Annotated in this window: 15 protein-coding genes and 1 tRNA gene; 10 read left to right on the top strand and 6 right to left on the bottom strand. The window is 38.0% G+C overall.

Features of this window, described 5'->3' with window-relative positions:
• Positions 1 to 27: 27 nt before the first annotated feature.
• Together H3R33_RS08715 and H3R33_RS08710 are read right to left on the bottom strand one after the other, a co-directional pair.
• The gene (locus H3R33_RS08715) at positions 28 to 1020 is read right to left on the bottom strand and encodes a ferritin-like domain-containing protein (RefSeq protein WP_110439556.1); all 993 of its coding nucleotides are present in this window, start codon (positions 1018 to 1020) and stop codon (positions 28 to 30) included.
• A gap of 43 nt (positions 1021 to 1063) precedes the next feature.
• Positions 1064 to 1708 (bottom strand): ATP-dependent Clp protease proteolytic subunit, encoded by a 645-nt coding sequence (locus H3R33_RS08710; protein WP_110439590.1) that lies wholly within the window; start codon positions 1706 to 1708, stop codon positions 1064 to 1066.
• Positions 1709 to 2033: 325 nt separating this feature from the next.
• Here H3R33_RS08710 and H3R33_RS08705 point away from each other — a divergent pair, with 325 nt between their 5' ends.
• The 7 genes from H3R33_RS08705 to H3R33_RS08675 all read left to right on the top strand — a co-directional run bounded on the left by H3R33_RS08705 (position 2034) and on the right by H3R33_RS08675 (position 9660).
• Entirely contained in the window at positions 2034 to 3047 is a 1014-nt protein-coding gene (locus H3R33_RS08705; protein WP_198185543.1) for a hypothetical protein, read from the top strand.
• 48 nt (positions 3048 to 3095) lie between these two features.
• Entirely contained in the window at positions 3096 to 4280 is a 1185-nt protein-coding gene (locus H3R33_RS08700) for an LL-diaminopimelate aminotransferase (protein WP_198185541.1), read from the top strand.
• Positions 4281 to 4331: 51 nt separating this feature from the next.
• On the top strand, positions 4332 to 5654 hold the full coding sequence (locus H3R33_RS08695) for a homoserine dehydrogenase (protein WP_155566279.1): 1323 nt from the start codon (positions 4332 to 4334) through the stop codon (positions 5652 to 5654).
• A gap of 27 nt (positions 5655 to 5681) precedes the next feature.
• Positions 5682 to 6677 (top strand): class II fructose-bisphosphatase, encoded by a 996-nt coding sequence (gene glpX, locus H3R33_RS08690; protein ID WP_198185539.1) that lies wholly within the window; start codon positions 5682 to 5684, stop codon positions 6675 to 6677.
• 15 nt (positions 6678 to 6692) lie between these two features.
• Positions 6693 to 8498, top strand: a complete 1806-nt coding sequence (gene recJ, locus H3R33_RS08685; protein ID WP_198185537.1) for a single-stranded-DNA-specific exonuclease RecJ — start codon at positions 6693 to 6695, stop codon at positions 8496 to 8498.
• A gap of 55 nt (positions 8499 to 8553) precedes the next feature.
• Positions 8554 to 8629 (top strand) — tRNA-Glu (locus H3R33_RS08680).
• A 140-nt stretch (positions 8630 to 8769) separates the two neighbouring features.
• The gene (locus tag H3R33_RS08675) at positions 8770 to 9660 is read left to right on the top strand and encodes a glycosyltransferase (protein WP_198185536.1); all 891 of its coding nucleotides are present in this window, start codon (positions 8770 to 8772) and stop codon (positions 9658 to 9660) included.
• Positions 9661 to 9763: 103 nt separating this feature from the next.
• On the opposite strand, the gene ilvD is transcribed toward H3R33_RS08675, so the two are convergent.
• Positions 9764 to 11599 (bottom strand): dihydroxy-acid dehydratase, encoded by a 1836-nt coding sequence (ilvD, locus tag H3R33_RS08670; protein WP_198185534.1) that lies wholly within the window; start codon positions 11597 to 11599, stop codon positions 9764 to 9766.
• Positions 11600 to 11870: 271 nt separating this feature from the next.
• On the opposite strand from ilvD, the gene H3R33_RS08665 reads away from it, so the two are divergent.
• Positions 11871 to 12407 carry a D-glycero-beta-D-manno-heptose 1,7-bisphosphate 7-phosphatase gene (locus tag H3R33_RS08665; protein WP_198185532.1) on the top strand — a complete coding sequence of 179 codons (537 nt, stop codon included), beginning with the start codon at positions 11871 to 11873 and terminating at the stop codon, positions 12405 to 12407.
• A gap of 290 nt (positions 12408 to 12697) precedes the next feature.
• Complete coding sequence (locus H3R33_RS08660) at positions 12698 to 15004, top strand: nitric-oxide reductase large subunit (protein ID WP_232342219.1); 2307 nt, start codon at positions 12698 to 12700, stop codon at positions 15002 to 15004.
• Positions 15005 to 15072: 68 nt separating this feature from the next.
• Here the strand turns inward: H3R33_RS08660 and H3R33_RS08655 are convergent, their stop codons facing one another.
• From H3R33_RS08655 to H3R33_RS08645, 3 genes are all read right to left on the bottom strand, one after another.
• A complete protein-coding gene (locus tag H3R33_RS08655) occupies positions 15073 to 16509 on the bottom strand; it encodes an FAD-binding oxidoreductase (RefSeq protein ID WP_232342218.1) in 1437 nt (478 codons plus the stop codon).
• 16 nt (positions 16510 to 16525) lie between these two features.
• Positions 16526 to 17902, bottom strand: coding sequence for an APC family permease (locus H3R33_RS08650; RefSeq protein ID WP_110439546.1), 1377 nt, complete (start codon positions 17900 to 17902; stop codon positions 16526 to 16528).
• Between the two features lie 686 nt (positions 17903 to 18588).
• On the bottom strand, positions 18589 to 19806 hold the full coding sequence (locus tag H3R33_RS08645; protein ID WP_198185530.1) for a multidrug efflux MFS transporter: 1218 nt from the start codon (positions 19804 to 19806) through the stop codon (positions 18589 to 18591).
• A 92-nt stretch (positions 19807 to 19898) separates the two neighbouring features.
• Between H3R33_RS08645 and H3R33_RS08640 the strand changes: the two genes are divergently transcribed.
• The gene (locus H3R33_RS08640; protein ID WP_198185528.1) at positions 19899 to 20567 is read left to right on the top strand and encodes a GntR family transcriptional regulator; all 669 of its coding nucleotides are present in this window, start codon (positions 19899 to 19901) and stop codon (positions 20565 to 20567) included.
• Positions 20568 to 20744: the final 177 nt, after the last annotated feature.

Below are 20744 nucleotides of genomic sequence, written 5' to 3'. Positions count from 1 at the left end.
TAATGAGGCATTAACCCAGACCAACGTTCAGCCAACCAATTGTTTATTAAGCAGCTTTTTAGGAAGAAGCCAAAGAGCCATTTTTGTCAAAAAGGGTGCTGTTTCTGGACGTAATAAACGACGGTCATAACCAGAAAAACGACGATCATCTTCTGAAAGACATAAACGAAGAAAATCAGCAAGGGTCGTTTTTTCATTACCCAGCTCAGCAACTCCGTTAATCGTGAAATTATTATCTTGGAAATGCTCCTCTCCCTCTGCATCCATCGTTTTAATCAAACCGATCCGTTCGTAAACCAAAAATGCATGAACAGCGATAACTTTTAGTTCAAACAAGATACGTTTTATCCAGGGCAAATTCGCACGATGCCAAGCCAACCAGTTTGCAAATAGAAGGATATGGCGACATTCTTCCTGCATAACAGGCTCAAAGGTTTCAATCAGTTCTTTCGTGAAAAATCCAGACTTTTCTGCGATTGCAAACAAACCGAAGGCATAAAAACTATCCCAACATTCACTAAATCCTGTTACCAAATAGGCCCATTCCGGATCTTTTGGGACCGAATAAGGGGACTCTGATGCAAGGGGGATACCATAAAACCTGACCAAATCAGAAAGAACTTCCTTATGACGATTTTCCTCCCACGCATTCCGTGCAATGGCATCAGCCCATTCTGGATCCACAATTTCTTTGACATAGGCAGCCATCCTCAAACGGGCCTTGCCTTCTGTCTGCACAGCGATATCCCAAATAGGCAACGATTTTAAACGATCAATTTCCTGATCGGTAAGCTTTGGCCAGTCCATAAAAGTTGGTCTGTAAGGATTAAAAGTCTCACGGAACATCTGACATACCATTTGCCTATGCTCTTTACTACCGATTTTAATCGAGCCTGGAATATTACTCATCCAATGGCGCACTCGATAATTCATCTCCTCGAGCTCTTTATCTGATTTTGGCTGAGGCAAGGTATGTAAATCTTCAGGTAATTGCGTATAAATTGCTTCCAAGTCAGACATTTCCAAATCGACTCCTTACTTTTAAAATCATTAATTTTTTAAATCATTTCAGTTCTGATAATTTATGAATGATACGGTTAACAAGCCCATATTTGATGGCTTCCTGGGCAGACATCCAATAATTTCTATCGGTATCTTTGGCAATTTTATCATAAGAATGTCCAGTCTCTTTTGCAAAAATTGCATTCAAACGTTCACGCATTTTTATAATTTCCCTGGCCTCGATATCAATGTCCGTCGCCGGTCCTCTGACCCCACCCATTGGCTGATGCAATAAGAAACGTGTATTGGCTAAACAGAAACGTCGTTCTTTACGTCCTGCGGCATAAATCAGGGCCCCTGCCGATGCGACCCATCCTGTACCAATCATGTTAATCGGTGCATGGCTGTCCACAAAACGGATCATATCATGAATTGTATCACCACTTTCCACATGACCGCCAGGCGAGTTGACATAAATATTGATCGGCTTAGACGACTCATAAGCCAGGGCCAACAAACGCCCGCTTATTTCCCTTGCAAGCTTGTCATTCACTTCACCAAAAATTAGAATTGTACGTTCTTTGAAAAGTTTATTTTCCAATTCATTATTTGCACCAGCCTCAGGAAAATTTTTATCCTCCTTTTTCTCTTCATCATCTGGATCACTGTCACTGAAATGTTTTTGTCCACCATCTGAAAGCTGCATAAGCTTCACCAATATTTTCCTTCAAATTATCTTTTCAAAAAAACAATTTTTATTTTATTTACTCTATTTTTTATACACCCTACATTGATAAATGAAAATTTTTTTTATTCACTGATCAGTTTTTTATATATGCCTGTAAAATTATCATTTTTACACAACAAAACGTATTATGATCTGCAATTTATCTTATAAATCAGGGGGAAAAGATTATTTCTCTATATTATGGAAACAAAATAGCGTATTAAGAAAAAACCTATAAACACTATAAAATTCATCAAATATGTTTTTATTTTATAAATTAAGGGTATAGAAGGGTATAGATAGAGTGTCTTCCATCCAGCAGCCAATTTTACGATATTTCTTATTTTTCAATCTCTTCTGTCTGGGGGGATGCTCCCAATCTGTGTTTATTAAAGCCCCCGTAAACGCATATCATGATATAGAAGGCGGCATTGTATCTCAACCCAGGCTGCCTGTTCCGGGAAATGATCAAAAATATCCCTATGTAGGGTTGACACCAACAGCCTCCCCTCCTCTGCCCTCCCAAGATTTACGCAATGCAATCACAGATTCTCTCTCACAGGATAGAAATGAGACACAGTGGCAAAATGTAAAAAACCCAATTATTATTCCTGATATTCCTCCATTACCTGCACAGCAGAATAACCCACCTGCAAAATCGTCCGTTCAAACCAAACCTGTCAATAATCAACCTGGTCAGAACACCAACATGCAACCTGCGGAAAATCTCGCATCCTCTGCGAATTTTGATGCGGCAGGAGAGCCACCTCAACCAAACCAGAACTCGAATATTCACAACACGATCAATCAAAAAGAAAAATCGGTTAAACCAGTCGAGACTGTCGAATCCCATAAAACCGAACCCGTGGTTATGCCAGAACTTAGGGCAAAAATTGATGAACAAAATGTTGTAATTCCCTCTATTCCCGTCAATCCTCCCCCTCCATCCCACTTCCCTGATTTTGATGTCCCACCGGACATCAACCTTCCCCCTCCATCCCATCCTTCAGGTTTATCCTTTAAGGAACCAACAGGAACGCTTATACGTTTTCCGATTGATTCCGACACGCCTTATACCAAACAAGAAGATATAATAAATAATATTGCCTGGCAAAGAAAAGGCAGAACCGTTTTTGTTCACGGATATGGTGACACAACCTCTCTTGATCCCGATGCACAAACTGCGGCGGTTTCACTTGCCTTGCTACGTGCAAAAACAGTGGCAAAATTATTAATCGCCCATAATGTACCAGAATCCGCTATTGTAATCCGGGCCTATGCATTTGGACACGGTGTTCGGATTCGTATGGACAATTAGTATTTTCTTTTTTAATTTCAATTTATTCTATTCAAACGAGCCTATGTCATGACAGAAGAATTCCATCGTATTCGTCGCCTGCCACCTTATGTATTTGCTGAAGTAAATGCCGCTAAAAAGGCCGCACGAGCACGTGGAGAAGATATTATAGATCTGGGTATGGGAAATCCAGATAGCCGTCCCCCTGAACATGTTATCCAAAAATTAATTGAAACAACCTCTGCCCCCCGTGTCCACGGTTATTCCGTCAGCCGTGGAATTGCCGGTCTACGCAAAGCCCTTGCAAATTATTATCAAAGACGTTTTAATATCACCCTTGACCCTGAACATGAAACAATCGTGACTTTGGGATCAAAGGAAGGATTGGCAAACCTGGCTTCTGCAATCACCAGTCCTGGCGATACTATTCTTGTTCCCAATCCTTCCTATCCCATTCATCAATTTGGATTTATTATCGCTGGTGCTGCAATTCGCTCAATTCCTGCAAAACCAGATGAACATATGCTGGAGGCACTGCATCGTGCTGTTAAACATTCCATTCCGAAACCCACCGCCCTTATCGTCAATTTTCCTTCAAATCCCACCGCCTATTTGGCAGATCTGGATTTTTATCGTGAGCTCGTTCAGTTTGCAAAAAAAGAATCAATCTGGATTCTCTCTGATTTGGCTTATGCTGAAATTTATTTTGGTGAGAAAATTCCACCCTCCATTTTGGAAATACCAGGAGCAAAAGATATCGCTGTCGAATTTACTTCCATGTCTAAAACCTACTCAATGGCTGGCTGGCGTATCGGTTTTGCCGCCGGTAACAGAAAACTTATTGCTGCACTAACCCGAATCAAATCGTATTTAGATTATGGGGCCTTCACACCAGTTCAAGTTGCCGCAACAGCAGCCCTGAACAATCCCCAGGATTATGTAGAAAAAATTCGGACCCTATATAAAGAAAGAAGGGATACCATAATCAAAGGGTTGCATTCAGCTGGATGGAATGTTCCTTCCCCTGAAGCCTCCATGTTTGCATGGGCCCCCATTCCTGAACAGTTTAAATCAATGGGAAGTGTTGAATTTTCCAAACTTCTTCTCAAGGAAGCCCAGGTTGCTGTCGCCCCTGGTCTTGGTTTTGGTGAATATGGTGACGATCATGTTCGAATTGGTCTGGTGGAAAATACCCAAAGATTGAGACAAGCCTGCCGTTCAATAAAACATTTCATGCAGGCTTATTCTAAATAGCCCAACTATCTTTATTTAAGAAAAAATATATATCTTGCTCGGAGAAATTTTATGGATAATCCTTCGGTTAATAAACCCTTAAACCTTGGAATCGCTGGTCTTGGAACCGTAGGAATTGGCGTGTTACGATTATTGCAAAATAATCAAAAAACTATAACGAACCGTGCTGGACGCCCGATCCGCATCCATGCCGTGAATGCCAAAAACCGCCATAAAAATCGAAATATTGATTTAACAACTTTTAAATGGTACGAAGATCCGTTAGATCTTGCAACTGATCCTGATATAGATGTTGTTGTTGAATTGATCGGCGGTGCAAATGGAGCGGCTTATGAACTTGTCTGTGAAGCAATAAAAAATAAAAAAGCTGTTGTTACAGCAAATAAGGCCCTGATTGCTCTGCACGGTAACGAACTTGCCAAAATGGCTGCCAGTCAAAATGTTCCATTACTTTTTGAAGCTGCCGTTGCAGGTGGAATTCCAATTATTAAAACCATCAAAGAAGCCTTGGCGGCAGATCGCCTGATTGAAATTGGCGGAATCTTAAACGGTACCTGTAACTACATGTTGACCACCATGACAAGAACTGGACGAGGTTTTGAAGACATCCTAAAGGAAACTCAGCAACTTGGATATGCCGAAGCTGATCCATCCACCGATATTGATGGACTTGATGCCGCCCATAAACTTGCCATTCTGGCAAGCCTTGGTTTTGGGTATACTTTCAATTTCAAAGATATTTTTGTTGAAGGAATTCGAAACATCTCTCCACATGATATCCATTATGCCCAAGAATTGGGTTACACGATTAAATTGGTGGGTATGGCACAATATCATTCAGAAAACAAACTGGAATTACGTGTTCATCCCGCACTTTTGCCTCAGTCCTCTCCCTTAGCCCGTGTTAATGGCGTAATTAATGCCATCAGAACAAAAGGCGAATTTTCAGGTTATCTGATGCTTGAAGGTGCCGGAGCTGGCGAAGGCCCAACCGCCACGGCTGTTTGCGCTGATATCATCGATATCGCCAGAGGCAATACAATACCCATGTGGGGAACGGACTGGAATGAACTCCGTCCCGCAACACTTGTCCCCAACTCGGATTTTAACAAAGCCTATTATATACGTCTTATTGTTGAGGATAAACCAGGTGTTGTGGCTGATATTGCAACCATTTTCAAAGAAAACAATGTTTCCCTACGAAGCCTGTTGCAACATAAAAATCATATGACTACTGATTCTGAAAATACAGTTCCTATCGTACTTGTGACTCATAAAAACAGGGAAAGTTCTTTATTAAAGTCATTAAAAGCAATTTATGACCTTCCTGCAATTCTGGAAAAACCCATCATGATCCGCATTGAAGAGCCATAATCATTACATACAAGGAAATTTTAAATCATGAATAAACCTCCTTTTCAATCTGGTTATACCGTCTCTGATCGAAACTTGGCGCTTGAACTCGTACGCGTGACGGAAGCTGCAGCACTTAAGTCCTTTCACTGGGTTGGACTTGGCAAGAAAAACGAAGCTGATGCAGCAGCCGTTCTAGGCATGCGGCAAGCTTTTGATACTGTTGCCATTTCAGGCACCGTCGTAATCGGTGAAGGTGAAATGGATGAGGCTCCCATGCTTTATATTGGTGAAAAAGTTGGGGCTGGCGGACCCGAAATGGATATTGCTGTCGATCCATTGGAAGGAACAAATCTCGTTGCCAAGAATCTGCCCAATGCGATCACTGTCGTTGCATTGGCGGAAAAGGGGAACTTTCTTCATGCCCCTGATATCTACATGGACAAAATTGCCATTGGTCCGGGCTACCCCGAAGGTGTCATTGACATAGATAATAATGTTAAAACTAATTTAATGAACCTTGCAAAAGCGAAAAAAGTTGATGTTTCTGATTTAACTCTCAGCATTTTGGAAAGAGAGCGTCATGAGGAAATTATTGCCAAAGCCCGTGAAGCCGGCGCTCATGTCAAACTAGTTTCTGATGGCGATGTTGCCAGCATTATCTCAACCTGTCTCCCAAAAAGTAATGTTGATATTGTCATAGGATCAGGTGGTGCCCCAGAAGGCGTTCTTGCTGCTGCGGCATTACGTTGTTTTGATGGGCAAATGCAGGGCAGACTGCTTTTTGAAAATAAAGAGCAGATTGATCGTGCCAGAAAGATGAATCCCCTTGATCCGCAACGCAAACTTTCCCTTCATGACATGGCCAATGGAAATGTCTTATTTTCGGCAACAGGGGTTACAAATGGTGATATCCTTAAAGGTGTGCGCTGGAAAGGAAATCATGTATGGACAAATTCAATAGTTACGAGATCAGTATCAAAAACCATCCGTTTCATTAACGCTTGCCACGACCCGCGTAACAAACCTCAAACAACTATTTAAATTCCTCAAATCTCTATGTCGGAAACCTCTTCTCTAGTCCTTAATGTCAGTCAAAGTCTTTCAGGACGCCAGTGGGTATGGCGTCATTCTTCTCTGGATCAGCATTTTCTGGATCGTCAGGCACAAGCGATTGCTCAGAAAGCTTCCCTTTTCGAAGTTGTTGGTCGCATGATGGCATTAAGAGGGGTTTCCGCGGAAAATTTGCCTTTTTTTTTATCCCCAACCCTTAAAGCATTACTCCCCAATCCCTCTTGTTTAAAAGATATGGACAAAGCGGCAGCACGTATTGCTGATGCCATAATTAACCATGAGAAAATTGCCATATTTGGCGATTACGATGTAGATGGTGGTTGTGCCACAGCCCTGTTTAGCGACTTTTTTTCCATGCTGGGAAATCAAGCAATTTCATACATTCCAGATCGTTTCAAGGAAGGTTATGGTCCAAATGTGCAAGCGCTGGAACAGCTTATTCAACAAGGGGCAACCCTTATCATCTGTGTCGATTGTGGAACCGCAGCTCATTCCGTTTTTGATCAGATTAATCAGGAAAAAACAGACCTTATCGTTTTTGACCACCATAAATCAGAGATCGTTCCCAATATTTATGCAACCGTCAATCCTAATCGTTTAGACTGCACATCCAGACTAGGCAATCTTTGTGCCGGTGGAGTAAGCTTTATTGCATCCATTGCAATTACCCGAAATCTGCGGGAAAAAAATTATTTTCAAACCAACCCTGAACCTAATCTTTTTAAATTAATGGATCTCGTCGCTTTATCGACAATTTGTGACGTTATGCCTTTGACAGGCTTAAATAGAGCCTTTGTCACGCAAGGCTTGAAAATCCTAGCAAAACGTGAACGTATAGGGTTGGCTGCCTTATTGGATGTTGCTGGAATTACGCAAGTACCCAACGCCTTTAGTTGCGGATTCGCATTAGGTCCGAGAATTAATGCTGGTGGACGTATTTCCGAAGCAAGTCTTGGATTACAGCTTTTAACGAACTCTAACCCCTTTGATGCAAGACTGATTGCCGAGCGTCTTGATACCATCAATAAACAACGGCAGAATATTGAAAAAGATGTATTGGATCAGGCCACCGAACAAGCAATGGAACAATATAGACAAGGTAATGCCGTCATTATGCTTAGCAATCCAAAATGGCATTCCGGTATCGTTGGCATTGTTGCAGGCCGCATCAAGGAACAAATCAACCGTCCAATTTTAATCGGGACAGAACTACAGGATGGCACCGTCAAAGGCTCTGGCCGGTCTGTTCCTGGCCTAGATTTGGGAGCCGCTATTATCGCAGCAAAACAGGCTGATTTATTAATCCAGGGAGGAGGTCATACAATGGCAGCCGGTTATTGCTATCATAAAGACAAAGGCCAGAAATTACACGATTTTCTTAATCATTATTTAAACCAGGCCACTCATTATCCGACTGTCGCAGATTTAGAAATTGAAACCGTCATCACTCCAGCAGGAGCCTCAGTTGAACTGGCCAAACAGATTGAAAATCTGGCTCCCTTTGGAAATGGAAATGAAGAACCCCTCATTGTCCTGTCTTATGTACATATTATCCGTACGGACAGGATAGGCAAAGATGGGAATACCTTACGGTTAATCATTCAGGGAGAAGAAAGACAATCCTTAAAAGCCCTTCTCTTCCGTGCAGATCAGAATCCGATAACTGTATTCTTAGAAGATTCTCAAAACCGGCGACCTGTTCATTTGGCAGGATGGTTACGTAACAATCAATGGAATGGAAAGGAAAATACAACTTTTTTTATAAAAGATGCAAGTTTTATAAAAAATTAATATTTTTTACTTGACCAAGAGATCACACCCATGTATTAAAACCTTCATTGCCTCTGTCCCGTTCGTCTAGAGGCCTAGGACATCGCCCTTTCACGGCGGCAACACGGGTTCGACTCCCGTACGGGACGCCAATAATTTATTGCATAAATTATTTGCATCGAATATTATTCATATCTAGTCTGAAGTTAAATAACCATTTGTTATTTTAACTTATTCTATTGTTTTATGCTATATAAAGAAATATGTATTCTTTTAAATGGCTCTCCCATAAATGAAATGTGCTGCTCTCATTGTAACTTACAATCGGCTGAATAAATTACAATTATGTTTACGCGCAACTTTTGCCCTTAAATTTGATACAATAATAGTCATTGACAATGCATCCACAGATGGTACAGAACAATGGCTATCCTCTCTAAAAGAATCCCGCCTACAAATCTTGCGCATGAAAAATAATATTGGGGGTGCGGGTGGATTTAAATACGGTGCCCAATATATTGCGTCTTTAGACATAGACTGGATTTTTTTCTTTGATGATGATGCCTATCCAGCTGAGAATTTGCTTGATAATTTTATCCAGTTCAAAAAAGACAATTATCAAATTTTTTGCTGCAGGGTATTAACCCCTGATTATAAAATATGTTCCATGAACATACCCTTTAAAAAAATACCCTCAACTTTACTGGCCACAATACATTATAAAATAAACCCAAAACAGTTTTTACCGCAGTCTGATGCAATCTGTGAAGTACAAACCTTTTCGTTTGTAGGAACCATTATTCATAAAAACATTTTAAAAAAATACTCCCATATAATAATAGATGATCTGTTTATTTATTTTGACGATTTGGCTTTTTCATATTACTTGTCACAAAAAAATAATAAAATTCTGTATGTTCCAGATTTTATTTTTGTACATGATGTTATTTTACATTCCCAAATTTTTTCAAATAAGAAATTATATTATCTTGTACGTAACCTGATCATTACCCATAAAATTTACAGGAACAAACCTTTTTTTACTTTTCCTTCAACTTTATGCAGAATTATGACATGTTTCCTTTTATGCGTGATTCAAAAAAATAGAGTCCAATCCTTAAGATATTTATTTAATGGAATAAAAGATGGATTTAATTATAAAGTTAAAAATATTCTTTTTTAAATAAAATCCTATATTGCATTTTCAAAACACATTTTTTTACGAAATAATACGCTTTCAATAAAATAATGAAACAATTATCCCACTAAAAGCGTAGTTGTTTTAATTAATCAAATAATTTTCTATTTCTAACAGCCCCCTTGTCCGCACTGGTTGCCATCATCGCATAGGATTTCAAGGCCATACTAACTTTACGTGCTCTTGCCCTGACAGGTTTCCAGCCCTTTTGATCCTGCTCATTTCGGCGCTGTTTCAGGATATCATCCGATACCTGCAAATGAATGGAGCGATTAGGAATATCAATCTTAATTGTATCCCCGTCTTTAACCAAGCCAATTGTTCCTTTGTCAGCAGCCTCTGGAGATACATGCCCAATTGATAAACCGGATGTTCCACCTGAAAAGCGTCCATCTGTCAATAACGCACAAAGTTTCCCAAGATTTTTTGATTTCAAATAACTGGTTGGATAAAGCATTTCCTGCATTCCCGGACCTCCCTTAGGTCCTTCATAACGAATAACAACAATATCCCCGGGTTCTATTTGGTCTGATAAAATGCTTTCAACTGCACTATCCTGGCTTTCAAAAACACGTGCCTTGCCTTCAAATACCAAAATTGATTGATCAACACCGGCTGTTTTTACAACACACCCATCTTCGGCTAAATTACCATACAAAACAGCCAGTCCACCATCTTTGGAATATGCATGTTCAATATCACGGATACAGCCGCCAACACGATCCTGATCCAACGTTTTCCAACGCTGATTTTGACTGAAGGCCTGTTGAGAAGGGATACCACCGGGAGCGGCTTTAAAAAAATCCAAAACAGATTTTTCATGTGTTGAAATAATATCCCAATGAAGAATAGCATCCTTTAAACTATCTGAATGGACCGTGATCGTGTTGAGATGCAATAAATTCGCTTTAGCCAGTTCACCCAGAATTCCGTAAACACCACCAGCCCGATGCACATCCTCAATATGGTAGAGCTGAGTATTCGGGGCCACTTTACATAATTGTGGTATTTTACGAGATAGACCGTCAATATCCTGTAATGTAAAAGGAACTTCCCCTTCTTGTGCTATGGCCAAAAGATGTAAAATCGTATTCGTTGACCCCCCCATAGCAATATCTAGGGCCATCGCATTTTCAAAGGCCTCTTTCGTTGCAATGGAACGTGGCAATATTTTATCATTACCATCCCTATAATAAGAATTACAAAGTTCAACAATTCTTTTGCCCGCCCTTCTGAATAAAAACTGGCGATCTTTATGCGTAGCCAACAAAGTGCCATTACCAGGAAAGGAAAAACCCAAAACTTCGGTTAGACAATTCATGGAATTGGCCGTAAACATACCAGAACAAGAACCACAGGTTGGACAGGCGTTTCGTTCATATTCCGTTACCTGACTATCTTGAACATTATCATCACCGGCGGCAATCATCGCATCAATCAGATCCAGTTTATGATTAGCCAGATGACTTTTACCCGCTTCCATTGGACCACCGGACACAAAAACAGCAGGGATGTTCAAACGCATTGCAGCCATTAGCATCCCAGGAGTTATCTTATCACAATTCGAAATACAAACCATTGCATCTGCACAATGCGCATTCACCATATATTCGACTGAATCAGCAATAATCTCTCGACTTGGTAAGGAATATAGCATTCCATCATGCCCCATCGCAATTCCGTCATCAATCGCAATTGTGTTAAATTCCTTTGCCACGCCACCGGCATTTTCAATTTCTTTTGCAACCATCTGGCCCAAATCCTTTAAATGAACATGGCCAGGAACAAATTGGGTAAAAGAATTAACCACAGCAATAATTGGTTTATGAAAATCATCATCTTTCATTCCAGTTGCACGCCATAAAGCACGTGCACCAGCCATATTACGACCATGAGTAGAAATGTATGAACGATATTGAGGCATCCGTTAACCCTTGCATGAAAAAAATAAAATAAATTATGATTAAAATTAATTCCTATTGAATTAGTTCACTATTCTGTAAAAGCAATTTTATACATGATTTTTTTAATAAATTATTATTATATCTTACAATCAACCACTTTCTTTATTTGAAATCATCATAAATCTTTAAACGTGATAAGAAAACTTTTAAATTGATTTCTGTTTCATAACCGGTCAAAACGAATTAATTATTTTATTTAACAATCATCAATGAAATAGAAAATATTCTCGAATGTCCCGTTTTTTATCAAAATTTATAAAACCTGCAATCTTTTTTGACCGGGATGGTGTTATCAATATCGATACGAATTATCCTTATCGTCTGGAAGATTTAATTTTGGTTGAAGGGGTTGAAGAAGCTATTTGTCAAGCCAAGAAACTCGGTTTCCTTACCGTCGTAGTAACCAATCAATCTGGGGTTGCACGCGGTTTTTTCACAGAACGGGATGTCCAGAACTTTCATCGCTATATTCAAGAAAAACTAAAAAAATATAATACCGCTATTGATGCCTTTTATTATTGTCCCTACCATCCAGAAGCCAAGATTAAAAAGTATCGACAGGATCACCCTGATCGTAAACCGCATCCAGGAATGATTGAACATGCAATTCATGATTTATTCATTGATCGTCAGCATTCTTTTTTGATTGGTGATAAATCGACTGATTTACAGGCTGCAGAAAATGCAAATATTGCAGGATATCTTTTTAAAGAGAAAAATCTTGCATCTTTTTTGAATAAAATAATTAAAAAACAATTAAAATATTAATTTAAGTTTGTTATAAATTCTTTTTTATAATTGAAAATCAATTTTCTATATATATTAACATTATTACTAATCAATTAATATCTTTTAACATTTTTTCAATTACAATCAAACTTATTCGTCATTTTTATTATTAATTCGTAAAAATTAAAAAGATGTAATTAAAATACATCTTTATTGCCTTTTCATATTAAACGTTATATAAGATGTATTTGAAATAAATCTTTTACTTAAATATTAAGAATCCTTTTATTTCAAATAAATATATTTAAAAATACTGAATCGATAAGTCTATGAAAAGTAATTATCAAGATGGTGTTATCAGTACTCTAACATCAGAAATACTTACAAAGCTTAACAGGAACCCTGTTAACAGAAAATTGAAATGGCTACTTTTAATTTCAGCCTTTCTATGTTTTTTATTTATGGGATGGGCAACATTATTCACCTATCAGCAAAGCCCACCTATTCCAGTTCAATTCATTTCATCACAAGATCAGGTTTTATTCACAGACAAAGATGTTTTTCTTGGAAAACAGGGTTTTCAAAAAGCCGATCTGATTGATTACGGTGGATTATACGGTATGGGATCCATGTTTGGACCCGATTATACTGCCAAAACTCTCGTGGATCTTGCCAAAGCAATTCGAGAATATCTAGCCCAAGAAAAATTTCATCAGTCTTTTCATTTATTAACTTCAGATCAACAATTCCTTATTCAAAGGAAAATGCAAATAATGTTACATAACGTTGATCTTACACAGAAATCTTTACGTTTTCCTGCTGCGTTTAGTCAGGCAATCGTCGATGTCAGAAAAAATTTATCTCAAGAATTAGTACAGGATAATTTCAAGGCCGGTTACTCGCGGGCTCATACATTAAATCAGGCGGATGCCAAAAGTACTTCTGAATTTATTATCTATACAGCCCTCACATCCGTAGGCCATCGCCCCAACAGCACCATATCCTGGACACAAAATTGGCCTTATGAACCCATTGCAGGAAACCAACCTACCAGCCAAACCTTTACCTGGACATGGGCTGGGTTCTGTTTTGCCTTTGCAGGCTTTGGTGCCGTGATCATGATCAATCGTATCTGGCTATCTGGTGAAGATAGGGAGGCGATGGACCAGGTTATCGACGGATTTAAGAATCTGACACCAAGCCAGAAAAAAATCGGTAAATATTTTTTATTTGTTGCCACCATTTTCCTCGTCCAGCTTCTAATGGGTGGATTAATGGCCCATTATTATTCTGAACGGACAAGTTTTTACGGATTTGAAATAGGAAAATATTTACCTTTTAATTTTCTACGAAGTATTCATTTGCAAACCCCGATTGTATGGATTGCATTTTCCTGGATTGGTTCAGCTCTGTTTTTAGGGCCAATTATCAGTGGAAAAGAAGCAAAATATCAGAATATACTTGTTGATCTTTTATTTTATGCATCAGTGATAGTTATTGCGGGTATTGTCATTGGCAACTATCTGGGCATCATGGGTTACCTGCCTCATTTATGGTTTTGGTTCGGCAACCAGGGCAATTCCTATCTGGAATTAGGCAGAGGTTGGCAATATGCTTTTTTTGCCGCTCTTTTGTTTTGGAGTTATTTAGTATTCCGCTCCTTCTGGCCCGATAAACGTCACTGGCAAAGAGCCTTTAAATCATTCCGTATTGGAAATATACGTCTTGAACATTTATTCTGGTTATCGACTCTAAATATTGCCGTTTTATACGTATTTGGCATGATCCCTATGTTTGAAATAGGCAAGTCCTATACCATGGACGACTTCTGGAGATGGTGGGTCGTTCATCTTTGGGTTGAGGAATCATTTGAATTCTTCACGGCATGTGTTACCGCCTATCTTTTGATGGGGATAGGATTGATTTCCCGTTGTTTTGCTGAGCGGACAGTTTATTTTGAACTTATCCTAATCTTTATTGGTGGGGTCATTGGCACAGGTCACCATATGTATTGGGCCGGTGAACCATCCATTTGGATCCCCATGGGAAGCATGTTCTCATTTATCGAGGTTTTACCCCTAATTCTATTGGTTATCGAATCTATTGACGAATATAAAATCATTACAGCCCATCAGACTTTCCAGTATAAATTGGGATATATGTATATTATTGCTGCTGCAGTATGGAATTTTATTGGTGCAGGTGTCTTTGGTGGGGGTGTATTAAATGCACCACTTGTTAATTATTATGAACATGGGACGTTTTTAACCTTGAATCATGCCCACACCTCTCTTTTTGGAGCCTTTGGTCTTTTAGGACTGGGAATGATTTATTTCTGTTTAAGATATATTGCTAGTGACAAATATCCATTTATAGAAAAATGGGGATATATTGCCTTATTCCTCTATAATATCACACTTGTACTATGGACTACATTAACCTTTTTCCCTGTCGGCTGGCCCCAACTCAACGCTGTTTACGAACACGGATTAACTTACGCCAGAAGCTTAAGCTTTTATGATACCAAAACATTTTGGCAATGGTTACGTATAATCGGGGATATTTTCTTTTCGATAGGCGCTTTAATTATGTGCTGGGATTTTATCGTAAAACTCAAACCTATTTTTAAAAAATAACATTTCTATTTCTTTTATAAAAAGCTCGTCAAAATTCAATAAATAAATAATAATGACGAGCAATTTTATCAGAAAGAAATCATTTTACCGGGTGTAATTTTATTTCCAAGTCCCAACAGCGACTTGGCTAAAGGAATCGCAACAGGTGCAAGTTGTCTCCCCATTAAAATTGAACGGTGCTCGATAGAGGCCAGCATTTCAAAATCATCATTTAATTTTAGGAAATCATCTCGTATCGCTTTACCTATACGGACCGTTTGGGCAATCCCATGACCACTCCATCCATGAACCGCATAAATAGGCGCTTTTTCTCCTAATTTACGACAATCTACCGCCCCATTTAGGGTTAAATCAGTTGTTCCACTCCACGCTAATTCTATATGAATATCATCACGTTGAGGAAAAATAGTCTTAATTCGTGACATTAAATAATCAACAACTTTATCAGAATTCCATCGCATTCCTGTTCCTTGCCCTCCAAATAAGATACGCTCATTACGGACCGGGCGATAATAATCTATTTGTAGCTGCGTATCATAAACAGCCATTTGTGTCGGAAGCAATGTTTTACTCCCCCCCTCAACCGGATTAGTAACACCAACATAAGTATAAAAAGGAATGGTTGAATTAACATCTGATAATAATTGAAAGGTCGTATGGTGAACGGCTAATACCACGCCTTTTTTAGCAAGAATTTTACCCTGTGCCGTTTCAATAGATACCCCTTCTGATACGGTTTCTATTTTTAGAACTTCACTATCCTCATAAACATGCCCACCATTTTTAACAAAACCATAAATCAAACCACGCGTTAAACCTAAAGAATGAATTTGCCCTCCAATCTTATCCAAAGCACCACCATAATAAAGTTCTGAATTGATATGATCACGAATTTCATATGGCCCTAAAATGCGAACACTATCGTCACCTAAATATCGACGTGCATCTGCCCCAACCGTCAAAGCATTGATATGACCAGGATGAATCGCCGCGGTTAAATGCCCACGACGCATATCTAAATCCAATGCATAATGTTCTGTTATTTCTTGAATAAGATCAAACGATTCAATGGATGTAAATTTCCACAAACGACAAGCTTCGTCATAATCGAAATTCTCAATAATAGATTCGGCTTCCCATCGTGCCAATCCAGGCGTCAATTGTCCGCCATTTCTTCCCGAAGCAGCTGACCCCACCTTATTTTTTTCAAGAAGGATTGTTTCAACCCCAGATTCTGACAAATGTAAAGCCGTAGAAGCCCCAAGCAATCCGCCACCAACCACTACCACATCACATTCACAATCATGTTCTAAGGCTGAAAATGTTTTCCATGGGGATAAAGTCGCCTCATAATAATTGGCGGGTCTAGCTAATATGTCCTCATCTTGTACTTGTCGCGAATCAACCCAGTTCCATTCTTCCTGTTTAGGACCTTCATCCGTTTTTCTAAAGGTAACATCTTCTGTTAAAATAGGTTTTTCAAGTTTTTGTTCTGTATTCATCATTCTCATCCGACCACACTTATAATGTTGATTTAGCTACATGAATATCTGCTCCAGACGTTAACGACAAATCATGCCTTTTAAATAAAGGCCGTTTACGAACTTTACAGTATAAAATATAGGTTATTCCTAAAGCGGTCCAAAAGCCTCCCAATAAAAGTGCGTCTTCTTTTAAATTAGTCCACATCACAATTACGGAGAACATTCCCAAAGAAGGACAGATAATATTTTTTAAAATTTGTTTAAGCGTTGAAAACTCTTTTTTATAACATACAAACCATATAAACACAGAAATATTAACCGCACTAAAAGCTACCATCGCACCAAAACTAATTAATGAGACGGCTGTATCTAACCGAAAGAAAATAGCATTTAAAGAAAGAATTCCCACCAACAGCACACAAACAATAGGAGAGCGATAGTGAGGATGAATATATTGCAATTTTTTCCATGGAATAACCCCATCAATCCCCATAATATAAATTAAGCGTGCTGCACTGGCATGCGATGCCAGAGCCGAAGCGAAAGTATTAATCAAGATAGCTAATAAAAAGATCGATTGAAACAATTTCCCCCCCACGTACAAAACAATTTCAGGCATTGCCTCAATAGGATCTTTGAAAGGGCTATTATTCGGATAGTAAAGCTGGATAAACCATGCCGATACAAAAAAGATAATACCACCCGTTAAAACCGTAGCAATAATCGCCCGCGGTATATTTTTTCTGGCATCAAAAGTTTCATTTGCAAGCGTGGTTACAGCATCAAATCCCAAAAAAGAAAAACATAAAATAGCAGCACCACTTACCAAAGGAATAAAAGAATTGTCCCCATTCATCAAAGGTTTTAACGTCATTACGTGCGATACATCATATTTAAAGACCAAAGCATGGATAACCAAATAGATGAAATAAACCATCAAAATTAAAGGAATACCAACGAACAAGGCATTAAGATTGGCAAGAAATTTAATATTTCGACAATTAATAAACGTAACTAATGCCGTATAAAGAATGATTAACATCCACGCGGGAATATCAGGGAATAAAGCTTTGAGATAAATTCCTGAAAGTAAACTATTAATCATTGGCAATAAGAGATAATCAAGCAGGGTTCCCCACCCGACAATAAAACCACTAATTTTACCGCAAACTTGATTGGTATAACTATAAGCAGAGCCTGATTTAGGAAAAATAACAGCGAGTCGACTGTAACTAAAAGCAGTCAACATGATGGCACCCAATGCCAATAAATAAGCCATAGGAACACGACCATTCGTTACACCTGATACGATACCAAATGTGTCAAAAACAGTCATGGGAGTCATGTAAGCTATCCCGATGATAATAACTCGCCAAAGAGATAACTGAGCTTGGTGCGGTGCTAACTCATTCATATGCCTGCCTTTATTATCTAAATAAATTTTACAAACAATTTTGAGAACATTATTTATAAAATTTATAGTAACAAAACATTTTTATTAAGAAACTATTTTTTTTATTAAGAAAATATTTTTTTTATTAAGAAAATATTTTTTACAAATTAATATCACATATCATTGTTATCAACAGATTTACTTTGCCTTATGCAAAGGATACTGTTAATGAGACATATTTTTGAATTAATCAACCTTTTATTTGCAAAAAAAACAGATATAGGATCGAAACCTGAATTTCGTTTATAAGAATGTTTTTTGCAAAGGAATCAAAAGTAACAGAAGATTTTATGAATAAAAATAGAACCTACTATCTAGACCCATGAAAGAAAAATGTTTTAATTTAATTTATCGGGAAGACGTATCAGTAGTATTATGAAAGCTGACTTAGTAATTCATCATTATATATAACAGAACCAAGTTTTTGAAAAAAAATTATCTGTCAGAAAATTATGTGTTTGCAGAATCATTATTGACACAAGCAGCTTTTAAAACAGTTAATTTATAATCCAGTGCCGTAATCTGTCCAGCGACTGAAAAAGATATAAAATTATTTAATATAAAATCTTGAAAATCCATAAATAGAAAAGCTGTTTTTCTTTATTCATTTTTAAATAAACCATTAAATTAGCCTTTTTAATATAATATTAATATTTATAATCCAATATTTTTAGCACAAACCAATTGCTTATGGCACCAATCAGCAATAGAACACTTGTTGCGAGAAATACGAAATACATACCCATATAACCACTGACAAACCCGCCAGCCAATGGACCGATAACCTGACCAACATATTGTACGGAAATAGTATAACCCAATACAGTTCCCACTAAATGATTTGGAACTTGATGTCGAATGATTGTTATAATGCAGGGCATTAAACCACCAAGGGCCAATCCCATAAAAAAACGTAATACGATAAGTTGCCAGACTGACGTGACATAGGCTTGAGGAACAAGCAATATCCCGGCAATAATTAAGGTCCAGATAATAATCCGTGTATGACCTATTTTATCCGCTAAATGACCAAGCCATGAAGCAGACAAGATACTCCCAAAAGCACCAGCCGACATAATCAAACCTGCAAAGAAAGTTATTCTGGATTGCTCAACAGCCAGTTGATGAACATATAAGGTTATAATTGGTTCGATAGACATATTGGCAATCATTAGTAACATGCCCGTAACCAGCATTATGAAAATCAATCTTTTATTGGGAATATCGGACCAATTTCCTTTAACGGTTTTTTCATGAATAACCAACCTTGAAGATTCTCGAATAAAACCCAATGTAACAAGAAACGTAATGAAAATTAAACATCCTGCCCCTATGAACGTAATACGGATTCCTATTAAAGATGGCAATATCCCCCCAATCAGGGGGCCAATCAGGTTTCCTGCCATGATACCGGATGAAAGCAGTCCAAGTGCCCAAGCAGAACGATCCTTGGGAGTTTGGGCAGCAATCATGATTGTTGCACCTGAAGAATATCCTCCAGCAAAACCCGCAAGCAATCGTAATCCAACCAATTGCCAAATATTTGTCGCACATCCCATCAATGCCATTGTCACGGCCATACCTAGACTCGCCCTAAGAAGCATTGGTTTACGACCATAACGATCCCCCAGATATCCCCAGAATGGCGCAATCATTCCTGCTATAAAAAATGTTGCGCTATAGGCTATTCCTGACCATTGAGCTATACTTGCATGATCTTTGACTCCCAACTGCTGAACATAGATAGGTAAAAAAGGCAACATTAATGTCATTGCAAGAAAGGTTGTAAATGATCCAAATAAACAAACAAAAAGATTGCGAACCCAATATGACTCATCTTGATCTGTTTCAATTGTTGAGGACATGATAAATCCACCATAAAATTACCTTTAATTGGTATACCAAATTGGTATACCAAAATGATCCTATCATATAATCAATAATAGGAAACAAATTTATGAACGAAACCCTTACTCAAGCTCAGCATGCTGAAATAAAATTAAGAAATCTTATTCTGAATATGGAAATAGCACCGGGTGAACGTATAACAGAACGTGATATTGTAGGGTTCATTGGAATTTCTAGAACCTCCATTCGAACCGCATTATTTAAACTTGCTAGTGAGGGACTGGTTATTCACAAAAAATCCGGTTGGATTGTATCCCCGATTAATCTAGAAGAAATTTCTCAAGTGTGCATTTATCGTAAAATACTTGAGGTTGCCGCTATTCAAGAAACAACACAAATAGTTATAGATAAAAATATTTCAAAAGTTGAAAATCTACTGAATTCAATTTCACCAACCTCAACTCATGAACAGCTTAATCAAATTGGCCATGATTTTCACATATGGATTGCAAAACTGTCAGAAAATGAATTTATTATTCAAGGCACTGAAAATGCAATGATGAGATTAAGACGAGCCCGCTGGCTTGAAAATAAATATGATCACACGGGATGGGATGAACATCGTCAAATAGTGATTGCCTTAAAAAAAGGAAAAATACAAAAAACGATATCACTTATTGAAAACCATATCTCAAGAACACGTCAAAGCTTACTAAGTACACTTCAAAAAAAACAGCTAAGTCTTAGGGCTCAAGGCGCCTTTTTAACATCTAAGTAAATATCTTTTACAAATAATAGAATTAATTCAACCTAATTTCTTTAAATATTAAAGTGAGAATATAGGAATATTCCTTAAAAAAATAATTGTTCTACAAAAAATGATATTAAATATTTTTTTTTAAATTTTTAATAAACAAAATATTTTTGATATAAAAACAGAAAAAATACAGAACTA

The organism is Commensalibacter sp. B14384M2, assembly GCF_016101865.1.
GTDB lineage: Bacteria > Pseudomonadota > Alphaproteobacteria > Acetobacterales > Acetobacteraceae > Commensalibacter > Commensalibacter melissae.
This window is presented reverse-complemented; position numbering and strand designations above follow the sequence as displayed.